14 protein-coding genes and 2 pseudogenes are annotated in these 14,787 nt (G+C 67.2%); 8 read left to right on the top strand and 8 right to left on the bottom strand.

Annotated elements, in window-relative coordinates:
* Positions 1–316: pseudogene (locus tag A5622_RS27845) on the top strand (CPBP family intramembrane glutamic endopeptidase); the annotation flags it as partial.
* Here the strand turns inward: A5622_RS27845 and A5622_RS30005 are convergent.
* The 3 genes and pseudogenes from A5622_RS30005 to A5622_RS04770 form a co-directional block, all read right to left on the bottom strand.
* Positions 311–571, bottom strand: a pseudogene (locus A5622_RS30005) (CPBP family intramembrane glutamate endopeptidase); the annotation flags it as partial. The pseudogenes A5622_RS27845 and A5622_RS30005 overlap by 6 nt on opposite strands.
* 20 nt (positions 572–591) lie before the next feature.
* Positions 592–2,889, bottom strand: coding sequence for a phosphoribosylformylglycinamidine synthase subunit PurL (gene purL, locus A5622_RS04765; protein ID WP_066877015.1), 2,298 nt, complete (start codon positions 2,887–2,889; stop codon positions 592–594).
* 64 nt (positions 2,890–2,953) lie between these two features.
* The gene (locus tag A5622_RS04770; RefSeq protein WP_066877016.1) at positions 2,954–3,739 is read right to left on the bottom strand and encodes a helix-turn-helix domain-containing protein; all 786 of its coding nucleotides are present in this window, start codon (positions 3,737–3,739) and stop codon (positions 2,954–2,956) included.
* A 124-nt stretch (positions 3,740–3,863) separates the two neighbouring features.
* On the opposite strand from A5622_RS04770, the gene A5622_RS04775 reads away from it, so the two are divergent.
* Positions 3,864–4,259 (top strand): nuclear transport factor 2 family protein, encoded by a 396-nt coding sequence (locus A5622_RS04775; protein ID WP_066877018.1) that lies wholly within the window; start codon positions 3,864–3,866, stop codon positions 4,257–4,259.
* A gap of 7 nt (positions 4,260–4,266) precedes the next feature.
* Here the strand turns inward: A5622_RS04775 and A5622_RS04780 are convergent, their stop codons facing one another.
* The 3 genes from A5622_RS04780 to A5622_RS04790 are packed head-to-tail and all read right to left on the bottom strand — an operon-like array spanning position 4,267 to position 6,611.
* A complete protein-coding gene (locus A5622_RS04780) occupies positions 4,267–4,614 on the bottom strand; it encodes a VOC family protein (RefSeq protein WP_066877020.1) in 348 nt (115 codons plus the stop codon).
* 48 nt (positions 4,615–4,662) lie between these two features.
* Positions 4,663–6,192: a multicopper oxidase family protein gene (locus tag A5622_RS04785; protein WP_066877022.1), complete on the bottom strand. Its 1,530-nt coding sequence runs from the start codon at positions 6,190–6,192 to the stop codon at positions 4,663–4,665.
* Positions 6,189–6,611 carry a hypothetical protein gene (locus A5622_RS04790; RefSeq protein ID WP_066865471.1) on the bottom strand — a complete coding sequence of 141 codons (423 nt, stop codon included), beginning with the start codon at positions 6,609–6,611 and terminating at the stop codon, positions 6,189–6,191. The genes A5622_RS04785 and A5622_RS04790 overlap by 4 nt, the downstream gene beginning before the upstream one ends.
* A gap of 346 nt (positions 6,612–6,957) precedes the next feature.
* On the opposite strand from A5622_RS04790, the gene A5622_RS04795 reads away from it, so the two are divergent.
* Entirely contained in the window at positions 6,958–7,314 is a 357-nt protein-coding gene (locus A5622_RS04795) for a DoxX family protein (RefSeq protein ID WP_066877024.1), read from the top strand.
* 12 nt (positions 7,315–7,326) lie between these two features.
* Here the strand turns inward: A5622_RS04795 and A5622_RS04800 are convergent, their stop codons facing one another.
* Complete coding sequence (locus A5622_RS04800) at positions 7,327–8,589, bottom strand: M18 family aminopeptidase (protein ID WP_066877035.1); 1,263 nt, start codon at positions 8,587–8,589, stop codon at positions 7,327–7,329.
* Between the two features lie 166 nt (positions 8,590–8,755).
* Here A5622_RS04800 and A5622_RS04805 point away from each other — a divergent pair, with 166 nt between their 5' ends.
* The 3 genes from A5622_RS04805 (at position 8,756) to A5622_RS04815 (ending at position 11,370) form a co-directional block, all read left to right on the top strand.
* Entirely contained in the window at positions 8,756–9,766 is a 1,011-nt protein-coding gene (locus A5622_RS04805; protein ID WP_066877026.1) for a Dyp-type peroxidase, read from the top strand.
* Positions 9,763–10,560 carry a family 1 encapsulin nanocompartment shell protein gene (locus A5622_RS04810; protein ID WP_066877028.1) on the top strand — a complete coding sequence of 266 codons (798 nt, stop codon included), beginning with the start codon at positions 9,763–9,765 and terminating at the stop codon, positions 10,558–10,560. The genes A5622_RS04805 and A5622_RS04810 overlap by 4 nt, the downstream gene beginning before the upstream one ends.
* 69 nt (positions 10,561–10,629) lie before the next feature.
* A complete protein-coding gene (locus A5622_RS04815) occupies positions 10,630–11,370 on the top strand; it encodes an SDR family NAD(P)-dependent oxidoreductase (protein WP_066877030.1) in 741 nt (246 codons plus the stop codon).
* A gap of 3 nt (positions 11,371–11,373) precedes the next feature.
* Here A5622_RS04815 and A5622_RS04820 read toward each other — a convergent pair whose 3' ends face one another.
* Positions 11,374–13,089, bottom strand: coding sequence for an MOSC and FAD-binding oxidoreductase domain-containing protein (locus A5622_RS04820; protein ID WP_066877032.1), 1,716 nt, complete (start codon positions 13,087–13,089; stop codon positions 11,374–11,376).
* Positions 13,090–13,318: 229 nt separating this feature from the next.
* Here A5622_RS04820 and A5622_RS04825 point away from each other — a divergent pair, with 229 nt between their 5' ends.
* Both A5622_RS04825 and A5622_RS04830 read left to right on the top strand, forming a co-directional pair.
* The gene (locus A5622_RS04825; RefSeq protein ID WP_066877033.1) at positions 13,319–14,188 is read left to right on the top strand and encodes an alpha/beta fold hydrolase; all 870 of its coding nucleotides are present in this window, start codon (positions 13,319–13,321) and stop codon (positions 14,186–14,188) included.
* Positions 14,189–14,246: 58 nt separating this feature from the next.
* The coding region (locus tag A5622_RS04830) for a TetR/AcrR family transcriptional regulator (RefSeq protein WP_156752841.1) at positions 14,247–14,787 on the top strand (541 nt) is incomplete at its 3' end.

The raw sequence follows: 14,787 nt of genomic DNA on the forward strand, positions 1-14,787 counted from the left end.
GGTGCGACGATCGATGGCCGGCCGCGAGCCGCCGGCGGCGTCGCCGGAGTGGCTGTTGCTGCGGATACCCGTGGGCACGGTGTGGTCGGAGGAGTCCGCCTTTCGCGGTGCGCTGGCCACCGCCGGCGCCGTCGCTTTCGGCGCACGCGGTGGGCGACTGTTGCAGGCCAGCGCCTTTGGTCTGTCGCACATCGCCGACGCGCGGGCGACGGGTGAGCCGGTGGCCGGCACCGTGCTGGTGACCGGGATCGCGGGCTGGCTGTTCGGTTGGCTGGCCGATCGTTCCGGCAGCCTGGCCGCACCCACGCTGGCGCACCGGCGCCAGCTGAGTCGTCGCGGCCACGGTGGCCGCCGCCGAGCAGGCGAACAGGGAGCCCAGGCACAGGCCGGCCCACAGCCGGGGCGGCCGCAGGCCCAGCGGAGCGCGCGTGACCAACACGAGCAGCCCACCCACCGCGGCCTGCAGCGCTGTCCGCCAGTTGGCCGGCAGCCTAGGGCTGACGAAACTCCAGCCGACCAGGGCGGCGGCCAGCGACAGGGCGCGGATCCGACGAAAGGCCATGTCGGACATCAAGATTCGCCCGCGAGCACTCAACCGAAGAGCCGCGGCAACACCGCCTCGGAGGTCTCGCGCAATTCGGCCAGGGTGATCGTGAACAGGCCCTGCACCTCCACCGCGTCGGAGGCCTGGTCGACGACGCCGATGCGCACCGCCGGCAGCCCCCGCGCCTCGCACATCGACCGGAACCGGCTCTCCTCGGTGCGCGGCACCGCCACCAGCACGCGGCCGGCCGACTCGGAGAACAACGTCACGAACGGATCGGTGCCATCGGGAAGCACGATGCGGCAACCGGTTTCACCGGCCAGGGCCGCTTCGACGACGGCCTGCGCGAGGCCGCCTTCGGACAGGTCGTGCGCCGCGGACACCAGGCCGTCGCGCGATGCCGAGCGCAGCACCTCACCCAGCAGCTTCTCGCGGGCCAGGTCCACCTGGGGCGGCAGACCGCCCAGGTGGTCGGCGGTCACCTGGGCCCAGATCGAGCCGTCGAACTCGTCGCGGGTCTCGCCGAGCAGCATGAGGGTTTCCCCGGGCTCGGTGCCCAGGCCGGTGGGGATGCGCCGGGCGACGTCGTCGATGACGCCGAGCACCCCGACCACCGGGGTGGGCAGGATCGCCGCCGAGCCCGTCTGGTTGTAGAAGCTGACGTTGCCGCCGGTGACCGGAATCCCCAGTGCCACACAGCCATCGGCGAGTCCCCTGACGGCCTGCGAGAACTGCCACATCACACCGGGGTCCTCGGGTGAACCGAAGTTCAGGCAGTTGGTCACCGCGACGGGGGCCGCTCCGGTGACCGCGACGTTGCGGTAGGCCTCGGCCAGCGCGAGCTGGGCTCCGGCGTAGGGATCCAGCTTCGTGTAGCGGCCGGAGGCGTCGGTCGACAAGGCGATGCCGCGGCCGGTGGACTCGTCGACGCGCAGCACGCCGCCGTCGGCGTGCTCGGCCAGCACCGTGTTGCCCCGCACGTATCGGTCGTACTGCTCGGTGATGAAGGCGCGGCTGCACAGGTGCGGGCTGCCCAGCAGCGCAAGCAAAGTGGCGCGCAGTTCGTCACCGCTGGACGGTCGTGGCAGGCGGGTCGACCTGTCCGCGTTCAGGGCATCCTGCGTGTCGGGGCGGGCGACCGGTCGCTGGTAGACCGGGCCTTCGTGGGCGACGGTGCGCGGCGGGACGTCGACCACGGTCTGGCCGTGCCAGGTGATCCGCAACCGGTCGCCGTCGGTGACCTCGCCGATCACGGTGGCCAGCACGTCCCACTTGCGGCACACCGCCAGAAAGGCGTCGACGTTGTCCGGAGTGACCACCGCGCACATCCGCTCCTGGGACTCGCTGCACAGGATCTCCGCGGGCGTCATACCGGTGGTGCGCAGCGGCACAGTCTCCAGCTGGATCGCCATGCCACCGTCGCCGGCAGAGGCCAATTCCGAAGTGGCGCATGATAATCCAGCGCCACCCAGGTCCTGGATGCCGACCACCAGATGACCGGCGTACAGCTCGACGCAGCACTCGATGAGCACCTTCTCCATGAACGGGTCGCCCACCTGAACCGAGGGCAGCTTCTTGCGCGAGTTCTCCGCGTCGAAGGTGTCCGACGCCAGCACCGACACCCCGCCGATGCCGTCCAGCCCGGTGCGGGCCCCGAACAGGATGATCTTGTTCCCGGCGCCCGAGGCGAAGGCCAGATGCAGGTCCTCTTGGCGCAAGACGCCGACGCACATGGCGTTCACCAAGGGGTTGCCGGCATAGCACGCGTCGAAGACGGTTTCGCCGCCGATGTTGGGCAGGCCCAACGAGTTGCCGTAGCCGCCGATGCCCCGCACCACGCCGTCGAGCACGCGGCGGGTGTCCGGCGCGTCGGCCGCGCCGAACCGAAGCTGGTCCATCACCGCGACCGGTCGCGCGCCCATCGCCATGATGTCGCGGACGATGCCGCCGACGCCGGTGGCCGCACCCTGGTAGGGCTCGACGTAGGACGGGTGGTTGTGCGATTCGACCTTGAAGGTGACGGCCCAGCCGTCGCCGATGTCGACGACGCCGGCGTTCTCGCCGATCCCGGCCAGCATGCCGGTGCGCATCTCGTCGGTGGTGGTCTCGCCGAAGTAGCGCAGGTGCACCTTGGATGACTTGTAGGAGCAGTGCTCGCTCCACATCACCGAGTACATCGCCAGCTCGGTGTCGGTGGGGCGACGGCCCAGGATCTCGCGGATGCGCTGGTACTCGTCGTCTTTGAGGCCCAGCTCGGCGAACGGTTGCGGCTCGTCGGGAGTGGTGGCGGCGTGCTCGACGGTGTCGATGGCCTGGGTGGGCGCGCTGGTCCCGGGGACAGTCACGCCAGACAGTCTAGGGCTGGGCGGCGTGCAGGCGCTCTCGCCGCCCCAGCAGGCATAGCGGGACCTAGACGCCGCGGAGCAGGTCTGCGGTTTCGGTGTCCGCGGGGTAGAACAATTCGACGGCCAGTTCGGCGAGGGTGACCTCCAGCGGCGTCCCGAACGTCGTCAGCGTGGTGAACATGGACAACCGTCGGCCCCCGCCGACGTCGAGGATGAACGGAATGAGCAGCGACGCGCTCTCCGGCGTGCGCCGCGCTTCGGCCGCGGCAGTCACACCCGGGTAGTCGCGCACCTCCTTGTCGAGCGCCGCCAATCCCAGGTCGCCGGTGAGCGCGACGGTGCGCCGCAGTTGGTTCAGCAGGTAGCCGGCCCAGTCCGGGAAATTCAGGGTTCGTCCGGCCAGGCCGTCGGGGTGCAAGCACAACCGGTAGACGTTGGCCGGCGGCCCCAGCAGCTCCTCGGGTAGGCCGGCGGTCAGCGCGGAGGCTGCGGCGTTGGTCCCCACGATGTTCCAGCAGCGGTCGATGAGGATGCCCGGGTAGGGGTCGTGCGCATCGAGCAGGCGTTGCACCGCTTCGCGAGCCGGGGAAAGGGCGGGGTCCTCGAGCGGGCGCGATTGGTAACGCGGCGCGAAACCTGCGGCGAGCAGCAGCGTGTTGCGTTCCCGCAGTGGTATATCGAGTCCGTCGGCGAGGGTGAGCACCATTTCCGGACTGGGGCGCGAGCGTCCCGTCTCGATGAAACTCAGGTGCCGCGCCGAGACGCCGACGCTCAGCGAGAGATCGAGCTGACTCACGCGCCGTCGCGTCCGCCATTCGCGCAACAAGGCACCGACCGCCGCTTGACTCACCAGGCCACGGTAACCACGTCTGTGCGCTCACGGCGATGACCTCTCAGGTAATTGCGATGCCGCACTGCGCGGCGACACGCTTGCTGCACGCGCTCGATCGGAGCGCCCGATCCAAGGAGGAACCATGACGGACGTCCAATCCGCGCCGAAGTTCAGCGCCGAGGTCTTCGCTGCATACTGGGCCGCACCCACCATGTCGCGCGGCTTCGACATCCTCGCCGAGGACATCGTCGGCTACTGGCCCGGCGATGCGGAGCCGGTCCGGGGAATCGAGGCGTATACGGCGAAAATCGCCGAATTGCTGGAGGCTGCACCCGATTTGCGACTCGAGGTGATCGACAGCGCTACCGTCCCTGCTGCCACCGAAGGTGAGGAACTCGTGTTCTTGCACTACGTCGGTCATGGCACCGGCCCGGACGGACCGTTTCAGATCCGGGGCATCGACCGGGTCCGCACCCGCGACGGGATCGTGGTGGAGAACGTGATCCGCTACGAGCCGGCTTTCCTGGGTCAGCGCTGAGCGAGCGCTACTGACGCACGACGCAGAACACGTTGCCCTCGGGGTCGGCCAGCACCACCCACCGGAAGGTGTCGCCGAATTGGTGCCGGCCGACCTCGGTCGCTCCGGCCGCCGTCAGTCGGGACACCTCGGCGTCGACGTCGGCCGCGCTCAAATCGAGGTGCACGCGGTTCTTTCCGGGCGTCGGGTCGGGCACCTTCTGGAATCCGAGCCGCAGTCCTTCCGGAAAGGCCACCGCGGTGAACTCGCCGGCGAGCACATCGTGCGTCGAGCCGCCGAACTGGGCGGCCCACCAGGCGGCCAGCTTCGCCGGGTTGTCACAGTCAAAGGTCAGCATCTCCACGTTGAGCGCCATAACGCCAGACCCTAGGCGTGATGGGGCCCGGGCGGAAGGAACGCGCGGCTAATCCACCGTCACGAAGTCGGCCATCATGGCCATGTCTTCGTGCTCGAGATTGTGGCAATGCAGAAGGTAGGAACCGGTGTAGTCGGTGAATCGGATGAGAACTTCGACCGCCTCGGCCGGCCGGACGTCGACGGTGTCCTTCCAGCCCATGTCGAACCGTCCCGGTGCGCGATTGTTGCGTGAGATCACTTGGAACGGGTTGAGGTGCACGTGGACGGGATGGTGGAATTCGGTGATGAACCGCCAGATCTCTGCGGTACCGAGCTTGGGACGCGCCAGCGCCCGGCCCGGTTGATACGACAGGTCGTTGATCGTCCACGCGCCCCCTCTTCCGAGGCGGAAGAGGAACGTGCGGGTGGCCACGGCATCGTGTCGGTTAAGACCCGCTGCGCTACTGCTGAGCAGTTCGGGGATGGCCGACTCATCGGAGCGGTCGGCGCCGACGATGTCGAATCGCATGACCTCACCGGCGTTTTCGGTACCCAGCAGGTTGACCAGGCGCACGCTTGTGCCGCGCCGGTACCGGCTGAAATCGACCACAACATCAAAGCGTTCGGCCGGAGCGATGTCGATGAAATCGTGGCCGACCGGTCGCGCGAGCAATCCGCCGTCACTGCCGATCTGCACCAGCGCCGACCCGCCGGGCGGCTGTGGGTCTAACTGGAGTCGGTAGCGACGGGCGTTGGATGCGTTCAGTAGCCGCAAGCGATAGCGGGCAGGGTCGGTCTCCAACACCGGCCACGGCGCGCCGTTGACGAGGATGACGTCACCGAGGACGCCATTCATGTAGTCGCCGGTTACTCCGCCGCCGTCCGCGGCGGGGTACCGAAAGGAGCCATCGGCGGCGAAGGCACGATCGGTGATCATCAACGGAATGTCGCGCTCGGCGCGAGGCAGCGGCAATGCGTCTTCCTCATCGTCATGGATCACGTGAAAACCGGCCAGGCCGTGCCACACAGCGGCGCCCGTATACCCCATGCGGTGATCGTGGTACCACAAGGTAGCGGCCCGCTGGTTCATCGGATAAACGTATTCACGCTGTCCGACAACGCTATTGCGCGTCATGCCATCCGCACTGGATTGATCGCCTTGGGGCAGGATGAAGTCGATGGGGTATCCATCGTGGTCTTGCGGGGTGTGCCCGCCATGCAGATGCACCACGACCGGCACCGGCAGAGCGTTGCGATGCCGCACCACGGCTCGGCGGCCGGACCGGGAAACGATGGTGGGGCCGGGAAAAGTCGTGTTGTATGTCCATGCCGCAGTGGTCAACTCGGGCAGTATGCGCAAGTGCGAGATCTGCTGGGTGATCTCGTAGTAGTCGGTGCCGGCATCGCTGCTGACCGGTGCCGATTGCTCCGGGATCGGCAACGGGACTTGATAGCGGTCGGGCAGTTTGGTCTGACTGCGCACGAGCCGTCCCGATTCTGCCGATCCCAGCAGTGCGCCCGCCATTGGCCAGCCGGCACCGACCAAGCCGATTCCAGCCGCGGCAGCGCCCACCCGCAGCGCGCTACGCCGGTTCACCGAATCACATCCTGGTGTGCTGGACGAGAGCGTGCGGCCAGCGGCCACCGCCACACCGATGCGGTCAGCTGAACGATCCCCACGATCAACAGCACCCCGAGCGGAACGTGTAACGCTGTCAGCCGCAATTCCCCCGAGGCGAACTCGGCGATGAGGAGGATGGTCACCAGCGTCGCGACCGCTATCGGCCAGCGCGGCCCGCCCGTCCTGCTCACGATCACCAGCACCACCACCTGAACGACGGAAAGCACCGTGGTCACTTTCGCACCCGCGGAGTGCAGCCCCAGTGCGTCGTACTGCCCACCCAGGAAACTGCCGGCGAATGCGGCTTGAGCCACCGCCAGGATTGCCAACGTTGCACTGGTGGCACGGGCGGTCACCCGCGGCCAGCGCGGGCCGTACCAGCTCTCCGCTGTCATCGATCCTCCTCGTCGTGGCGTCAGGATTGCCGCCTCACGAAGTGACGACGAGGCGCGGCGGCGAAAAGTTACGCGCGCGTGTAACTTTGCGCCCCGCCGATCCGTCCTTGGATACGAGTTGCTGGTAGCGGCCGGCTACTCCACCCGGACTGGATCAGCCGATTGCAGGCCACCGCAACGGAATACGCAATAGGAGAAGCGATGGACCCCTAATGCGGCGATACCCGATCGAAGAGCCGGTCGGTGGTCGCTTTCCGAAGCGCTCTGGCCTGGTGCGTCAGGGCTGCCCCGACGGGGTGACACAGACGACTCTGCTCTCATTCGACCAACCACGGAAGACCCCAACATGCGCACCGCATACCTCATCGTGACGGCAATTGCCATAGCCTTCGACGGCTTCTCGGGCGTGAGCGCACTGCTCTACTTCGCGCCCATTATGGGGCCCATGCGCCGGGCTGGGGTGCCGCTGTCCTGGCTGCGGTTCCCCATCGGCACCCTGAAAACCTTAGGCGCCCTTGGGCTTATCGTCGGCCTGTGGATTCCGGCAATCGGCGTCGCCGCGGCAGCCGGGCTGACTATCTTCTTCATTTGCGCGATGTACACCCACGTACTCGCCAACGATATTTCCGGTCAGTCCGCGTTCGCCGGGTTCCTGCTCGCCCTCAACGCCGCAACCTTCGCGCTCACTCTGGCGTTCGTGTAGCCCTGTCGAACCTCAGAACGACTCGGGCGAAAAGAAGGCCTGCATCGCGGCCGAGTACGAGGCCACGTCGTGCGCGCCCATCAACTCGCGCGCCGAGTGCATCGCCAGCTGCGCGGCGCCCACGTCGACGGTCGGGATGCCGGTCCGGGCGGCAGCGAGCGGCCCTATCGTCGACCCGCAGGGCAGGTCGGCGCGGTGCTCGTAGCGCTGCAGGTTGACCCCGGCCTGCCGGCAGGCCAGCGCGAAGGCCGCGGCCGTGCGTCCGTCGGTGGCATAACGCAGGTTGGGGTGCACCTTCAGCACCGGCCCGGCGTTGACCTCTATCAGGTGGCCGGGCTCGTGCCGATCCGGATAGTTCGGATGGGTGGCGTGCGCCATGTCCGCCGAGGCCAGCAGTGAGTCGGGCAGACGGCGCAGGAAGTCCTCTCGGGTACCGCCGGCCGTGAGCACGATGCGCTCCAGGATGGTGCCCAACAGGTCGGACTGGGCACCGTGGTCGGAGGACGAACCGACCTCCTCGTGGTCGAAGAGCACCAGCACGGGTACGAACGCCCGGGGCGTGGCGGCCAACATAGCCTCCATGCCCGCATAGCAACTGGCCTGGTTGTCCAGCCGGGGAGCGCTCAGCAGGTCGGCGTTGGCGCCGATCACCGTTGCGGGGGTCAGGTCGTGGGTCATCAGGTCGGCGGCCAGCACGTCGGTCGCCGCGACCCCGGCGCGTTCCGCGACGAAGTCGAGGAAGGACGTCGCTTCTGCGCCGACACCCCAGACGGCGTTGACGTGGCGCTGCGGGTCCAGTGTCAGCGATTTGCGGTCCTCGGCCAGGTGAATGGCCAGCTGCGGCACCCGCAGGATCGGGTCGTCGATCCGGACCAGCCGGTGCTCGATCCCGCTGCCGTCATGAACTGACAACCGCCCGCTGATGCCCAGGTCGCGGTCCAGCCAGGAGTTGAGCCACGCGCCGCCGTAGGGCTCCAAGGCGAGCACCCGCCAACCGGCGACCATCCGGTCGGGATGTTGTTTGACCCGCAGGTTCGGGCTGTCGGTGTGTGCGCCGACGATCCGGAAGGGGCCGTCGGCGCCGTCGGAATTCCACGCGACCAGCGAGCCGGCCCGGACCACGAAGTAGCGGCCCGGTTCTTCCGGCCACCGTTGAGTCTCGTTCAGTTCGGTGAACCCGGCGGCGGTCAGCCGCGCGCCGACCGTGGCGCAGGCATGAAATGGCGAGGGGGAAGCGTCGATGAAATCGCAGAGGCCTGCGGCGCTGGCCGACATGTTGATCATCATGGCTGTCCGCGGTCACGGACTTCACGCTAGGTCCGATTGCGCGCTCCTTGCTCGCGCCGCTTTCGGCGCTCACCGTCGCCACGCTAGGTCCGATTGCGCGCTCCTTGCTCGCTCCGCTTTCGGCGCTCACCGTCGCCACGCTAGGGTCCTCAGAGTGCCCCCCGTCCAGCCGCAACCGATCCTCGCGCCGTTGACGCCCGCGGCGATCTTCCTGGTGGTCACCATCGACGACGGCGGAGAGGCGACGGTGCACGACGCGCTGCCCGAGATTCCGGGACTGGTGCGCGCGATCGGCTTCCGCGAACCGCAGAAGCGGTTGTCGGCGATCGCCTCGATCGGCTCCGACGCGTGGGACCGCCTGTTCTCCGGACCGCGGCCCGCCGAACTGCACCGGTTCACCGAGCTGAATGGACCGCGGCACACCGCCCCCGCCACCCCCGGGGACCTGTTGTTCCATATCAGGGCCGAGAGCTTGGACGTCTGCTTCGAGCTGGCCGACCGGATCCTCAAATCGATGGCCGGCGCGGTCACCGTGGTCGACGAGGTGCATGGCTTCCGCTACTTCGACAACCGCGACTTGCTCGGATTCGTTGACGGCACCGAGAACCCGGACGGCGCGCTGGCCGAAAGTGCCACCGCGATCGGCGACGAGGACCCCGACTTCGCCGGCTCGTGCTATGTGCACGTGCAGAAGTACGTGCACGACATGTCGTCGTGGCATTCGATCTCGGTCACCGAGCAGGAGCGGGTGATCGGCCGGACCAAGCTGGACGACATCGAACTCGACGACGATGTGAAGCCGGCCAACTCCCACATCGCGCTCAACGTGATCACCGACGACGACGGCACGGAACTGAAAATCGTGCGGCACAACATGCCGTTCGGCGAACTCGGCAAGAGCGAATACGGCACCTACTTCATCGGCTATTCGCGGACACCCCAAGTCACCGAACGAATGTTGCGCAACATGTTCCTCGGCGATCCCCCGGGCAACACCGACCGCATCCTCGACTTCTCCACCGCCGTAACCGGCGGATTGTTCTTCTCCCCCACCCTGGACTTTCTCGATGATCCACCGCCGCTGCCCGCAGCGCCGGTGGCGGAAACGCCTGTTGCACAGAACGGCTCACTTTCGATCGGCAGCCTGAAAGGAACCTCCTTATGAACAACCTCTACCGCGACCTGGCACCGGTCACCGACGCCGCCTGGCACGAGATCGAAACGGAGGCGACCCGCACCTTCAAGCGACACATCGCCGGGCGCCGGGTCGTCGACGTCAGCGAGCCGGGCGGACCAGTCGCCGCCGCCGTCAGCACCGGTCGGCTCGCCAACGTGGCGTCGCCCACCGAGGGTGTGGAGGCTCATCTGCGGGAGAGCAAACCCCTTGTCCGCCTGCGGGTTCCGTTCACCCTGTCTCGTTACGAGATCGACAACGTCGAGCGCGGCGCCAACGACTCCGACTGGGATCCGGTCAAGGAGGCCGCCAAGAAGCTGGCGTTCGTGGAAGACCGGGCCATCTTCGAGGGCTACGCCGCGGCGTCGATCGAGGGCATCCGCTCGGCCAGCTCGAACAAATCGCTGACCCTGCCGGCCGATCCGCGCGAGATCCCCGACGTCATCACCCAGGCGATCTCCGAACTCCGGCTGGCCGGTGTGGACGGCCCGTACTCGGTGCTGCTGTCCGCCGACGTCTACACCCGGGTCAGCGAGACCACCGAACACGGATATCCGATCCTCGAACACATCGACCGACTGGTTCCCGGAGACATCATCTGGGCACCGGCCATCGACGGCGCGTTCGTGCTGACCACCCGCGGCGGCGACTTCGACCTGCAGCTCGGCACCGACGTGTCGATCGGATACACCAGCCACGACGCGGACACCGTGCACCTGTACCTGCAGGAGACGCTGACCTTCCTGTGCTACACCGCCGAGGCGTCCGTCCCGCTGAACCCCTAGGAATAAACGCCGACCAACCGCTGCTTACCGGGAGAGCAATTGAACTTCTCTCCTGGAGGCAGGATTTCGATGGCAACATCATTGGCCGGATCGACCGCGTTGGTGACCGGTGCTACATCGGGTATCGGCCGGGAAATCGCACTGCAGCTTGCACGTCGCGGCGCCGAGGTCGTGGTGCAGGGCCGCAACGCCGAACGCGGCGCAAAAACCGTCCGCGACATCGCAAATACCGGTGGTATAGCTCGTTTCGTCGCGGCGGATCTCAACGTCGCCGACGAGGTGCGGCGATTGGCCACCGAGGCCGGGCCGGTGGACATCCTGGTCAACAACGCCGGTATCTATGAATTCGGGCCGACCGCCGACACCGACGACGCGACCTTCGACGAACACGTGAACGTCAACCTGCACGCCCCCTACATCCTGGTGCAGAAGTTGGTGCCGGCCATGGCCGCCCGGGGCCACGGTGCGGTGGTGAACGTGAGCACCCTCGCAGCGTCGTTCGCAACGCGCGGGGCGGGGATCTACGGAGCCACCAAAGCCGGCTTGGAGCAGCTGACCCGCGTATGGGCCGATGAATTCGGCGAGTCGGGCGTGCGGGTGAACGCGGTGGCCGCAGGGCCGACGGAAACGCCTGGGGCCGCGGCGCTTCCGGGCGCCCTCGAGACCATCGCGGCCATCACCGCGCTGAAGCGGGTGGCCGACGCGAGCGAAATCGCCAGTGCCGTAGTCTTTCTCGCCTCGCCGGAGGCCAGCTACGTCAACGGCGCAGTCTTGCATGCGACCGGAGGGCAGCAAGCAATCGTCGCCTGAGCACTACAGATCGAGCACCACGTCGGTTTCCGGCGCCGCCGAGCAGATCAGTACCGACCCGTAACCCGGCGGATCCAGCGGCCTCTGAACGTAAGTGGTTGCGCCGGAGACGATTCCGGTGACGCACACGTGACACACGCCGCTGCGGCAGGAGAAGCGGGTTGGCACGTCGCATGCTTCGGCGAGATCGAGGATGCTGCGGTACGCGGGTGACCAGTTGACCGTTAATCCGCTGCGCGTGAAGGTGATCGCCGGTCCGACACCCAGTGGGCCGGCGGGCAAGTGGGGCGGCTTGCGCTCGCCCGCATCGACCACCCCCGGATTGATCGCGGGCAGCGCGCCGAACAGCTCGGTGTGGATCCGGGACGGGTCGAATCCCATTCCTGTCAAGGCGTCGCGCATATCCGTCATGAATTGGGTTGGACCGCAAAGGTAAACGGTGGCGTCGGTCGGCAGGCCCAGTCCCGCGATCGACTCCCGGCGCAGCCGGCCCTGCGTTTCGGTAAGGAAGACCCGCTGCCGGGCGTGCGGTAACGACCCGATCAGCGTCTCGACTTCGGCTGCGAACACCTGCGTTTCGCGGTTGCGGGTGGTGTGCAACCACCAGATGTCGCGCCGGCTTCCGGCCGCGGACAGGGCGTGCAGCATCGCCAGCACCGGCGTCGCGCCTATTCCGGCGGAGAACAGGACGACCGGGCCCTCGTCCTCGGTCAAGCAGAAGTCGCCACGCGGAGCGGCCGCCGCGATTACCGACCCCGGCTTGATGTGGGTGTGCAACCACCGGCTCACCACGCCGTGGTCCTCGCGCTTGACGCTGATGCGGTAATAGCCGGCGGAGGAGTCGTCCGATAGGGAATAGCTGCGCAGCGGCGCGGGCTCGCCGGCGCCGGCGATCTTGATCGTCAAGTACTGCCCGGGCAGCGCCGGTGGCAGCGGAGCCTGGTCGTCGGCCTCGAGCCGGATCGAGAGCACTTCTGGACTCTCCCAGCATGTTTCGGTGACCCGCAAGCTACGAAAGCCCTTCCACCCCGGTTCGACTCCGATGGGCGGCGCCACCGCGGAAGTGGCACCATCGTGCGCGGCCAACAGCTCGTGAAACGACTGCTGCCAACCCGGGCTCAGCGCCGGAATGTCGACGGCCTTGCGCAGCGTCTCGACGTTGCGGTCGGGTAGATAAAGCAGCGCGTCCACAGCGGCGACGCTGAGTTCGTGGCGGCCGCGGCGCGTCCGCACGATGTCGTCACCGGCTCGCACGTGGCCCTCGGCGATCACGCGGAAGTAAAAGCCCGGGCGATGCTGGGCCACCAGCAGATTGGGCATGTCGGGCTCGTCGAGGCGAAGACCGACCCGAAAGCAGGTGACGCGCGGCTGGGTCACCTCGAACTCGGCGTCACCGATGCGATAGCGGTCGCCGATGCAGACGTCGTCGTCGGCGAGCCCGGTGACGGTGAAGTTTTCCCCGAAGTGCCCGGCTCGCAAGTCGTCGCGCTTCAGGTAGCTCTTCCAGAAGTCGTAGGACTCGCTCTGGTACACCATCACCGCGCGTTGTTCACCACCGTGACCGGCGAGGTCGCCCTGACCGTCACCGTCGACGTTGCGGCGGCGCACCATGACCGGTCCCTCGACCGGGGCCTTCCATATCCCCGTGTAGACGGTTTTGTCGCGCCATTCGACGTTCTTGGGCATGCCCACGTTCACCGAAACAAGCCTGTCGACCATGTCACCTCGAACCAGCTCGTATCCGTAGCGAGCCCAACTGGGATGATTGGCCCAGAATATGGCAGGCCCGTCCGCACGGCAATACATCGGCTCCGCGGGGCTGTCGCTCACCTCGGCGGCGGTGCATAATGGGTCGGATAACCCAGAAACTTGAGATGGGTTCGCGGATTTTCCGTCGGACGCCGCCGCGGCGTACCACGGTGAAATGCGCTGAGTCAGGAGGAACGTCATGCCTGCTGTTCACCATCGCTACGCCACGGTCGACGGCCATCGACTCTTCTACCGCGAGGCAGGAGACCCGGCCGGTCCCACGGTGCTCCTCCTGCACGGCTTTCCCACCAGCTCGTACATGTTCCGTCACCTGATCCCGGCCCTGGCCGACGCTTACCATGTCATCGCGCCGGATCACTTGGGCTTCGGGCTGTCCGACGCGCCACCGGTCGACGACTTCGACTACACCTTCGACGCGCTGACCGGTCTGACCGCAAACCTGCTGCGGACCCTGGGCGTCGACCGGTACGCCATGTACGTCCAGGACTACGGCGCGCCGATCGGCTGGCGACTCGCGTTGCGCGACCCGGCCGCGATCACCGCGATCATCAGCCAGAACGGCAATGGCTATGACGCGGGATTCGTCGAGAGCTTCTGGAAGGTCGTGCAGGCATACCAACAGGAGCAAACGGCGGATACCGAGGCGGCGGTGCGCCAGTTCCTTACCCTGGGGGCCACCCGTTGGCAGTACGTGACCGGCGTGGCCGACGAGACGCTGATCGATCCCGAATCCTGGCAGCACGATTACGCCCTGATCTCCCGTCCGGGCAATGACCTGGTGCAGCTCAAGCTGTTTCGCGACTACGCCACCAATGCGCCCCTTTATCCGCGCCTGCACGACTACTTCCGGGCCACCCGGGTGCCGCTGCTGGCCGTCTGGGGCCGCGGCGACGAGATCTTCGGCCCGGCCGGCGCCGAGGCGTTCGCCGACGACCTGCCCGACGCCGAGATCCATCTGCTCGACGGCGGACACTTTCTGCTGGAGTCGGCGTGCGACGACGTCGCGCACCTGATCCGGAACTTCCTCGCCAGGCAAGGCCGCGCCTGAGCCGATGTATGGGCTGGAGATCCCATAAATGGGGGCGCTACCAGGTTAGCCTGACGCGATGGCCCATCCCGATGTTCATGGTGAACAACGGTTGACCGCCAAGGGGCGTGCCACCCGCGACCGGATCGTGCAGGCCGCCGCCGAGCTGATCGTCACAAAGGGCCTGTCCGCGTTCAACATGGACGGCGTTCGCCGGGCGGCTTCCGTCAGCGGCTCACAGCTCGCCCACTATTTCGCCGATAAGGCGACGCTCATCCGCGCGGTGATCAGGCGCCAGATCGGCGTCGTCTTGGACTTTCACCGCCAGCCCACACTTCGCGGCCTGGGTTCGTTTGACGACTTCGAGCGGTGGATCGACCTGAACATGCGCTACCTGCGGCGCATCGGCTATTTCGGCACCCCCACCTATCACGCGCTCACCGCCCAGTTGGCGAAGTCGGACGACGCCACGCGCGAGGCGTTGGCGGCCGGGTACCGGCAGTGGATTGACTTGCTGGAACAGGCGATTGCGCGGATGAAAGACGACGGATTGCTGGTTCGGTATGCCGATCCACACCAGCTGGCGTTGGTGATCGTCGCCGCGCACCAGGGCGGTGGCG

Origin of the sequence: Mycobacterium sp. 1245801.1 (assembly GCF_001673055.1) — a bacterium.
Classification (GTDB): Bacteria; Actinomycetota; Actinomycetes; order Mycobacteriales; family Mycobacteriaceae; genus Mycobacterium; species Mycobacterium europaeum_A.

Excerpts from the sequence above, each read along its gene's own strand:
- A5622_RS04775 (WP_066877018.1), top strand. The coding sequence starts at position 3,864 with ATGACGGACGTCCAATCCGCGCCGAAGTTCAGCGCCGAGGTCTTCGCT.
- A5622_RS04800 (WP_066877035.1), bottom strand. The coding sequence starts at position 8,589 with ATGTCGGCCAGCGCCGCAGGCCTCTGCGATTTCATCGACGCTTCCCCC.
- A5622_RS04790 (WP_066865471.1), bottom strand. The coding sequence starts at position 6,611 with ATGACAGCGGAGAGCTGGTACGGCCCGCGCTGGCCGCGGGTGACCGCC.
- A5622_RS04825 (WP_066877033.1), top strand. The coding sequence starts at position 13,319 with ATGCCTGCTGTTCACCATCGCTACGCCACGGTCGACGGCCATCGACTC.
- A5622_RS04820 (WP_066877032.1), bottom strand. The coding sequence starts at position 13,089 with ATGGTCGACAGGCTTGTTTCGGTGAACGTGGGCATGCCCAAGAACGTC.
- A5622_RS04815 (WP_066877030.1), top strand. The coding sequence starts at position 10,630 with ATGGCAACATCATTGGCCGGATCGACCGCGTTGGTGACCGGTGCTACA.
- A5622_RS04810 (WP_066877028.1), top strand. The coding sequence starts at position 9,763 with ATGAACAACCTCTACCGCGACCTGGCACCGGTCACCGACGCCGCCTGG.
- A5622_RS04795 (WP_066877024.1), top strand. The coding sequence starts at position 6,958 with ATGCGCACCGCATACCTCATCGTGACGGCAATTGCCATAGCCTTCGAC.
- A5622_RS04780 (WP_066877020.1), bottom strand. The coding sequence starts at position 4,614 with ATGGCGCTCAACGTGGAGATGCTGACCTTTGACTGTGACAACCCGGCG.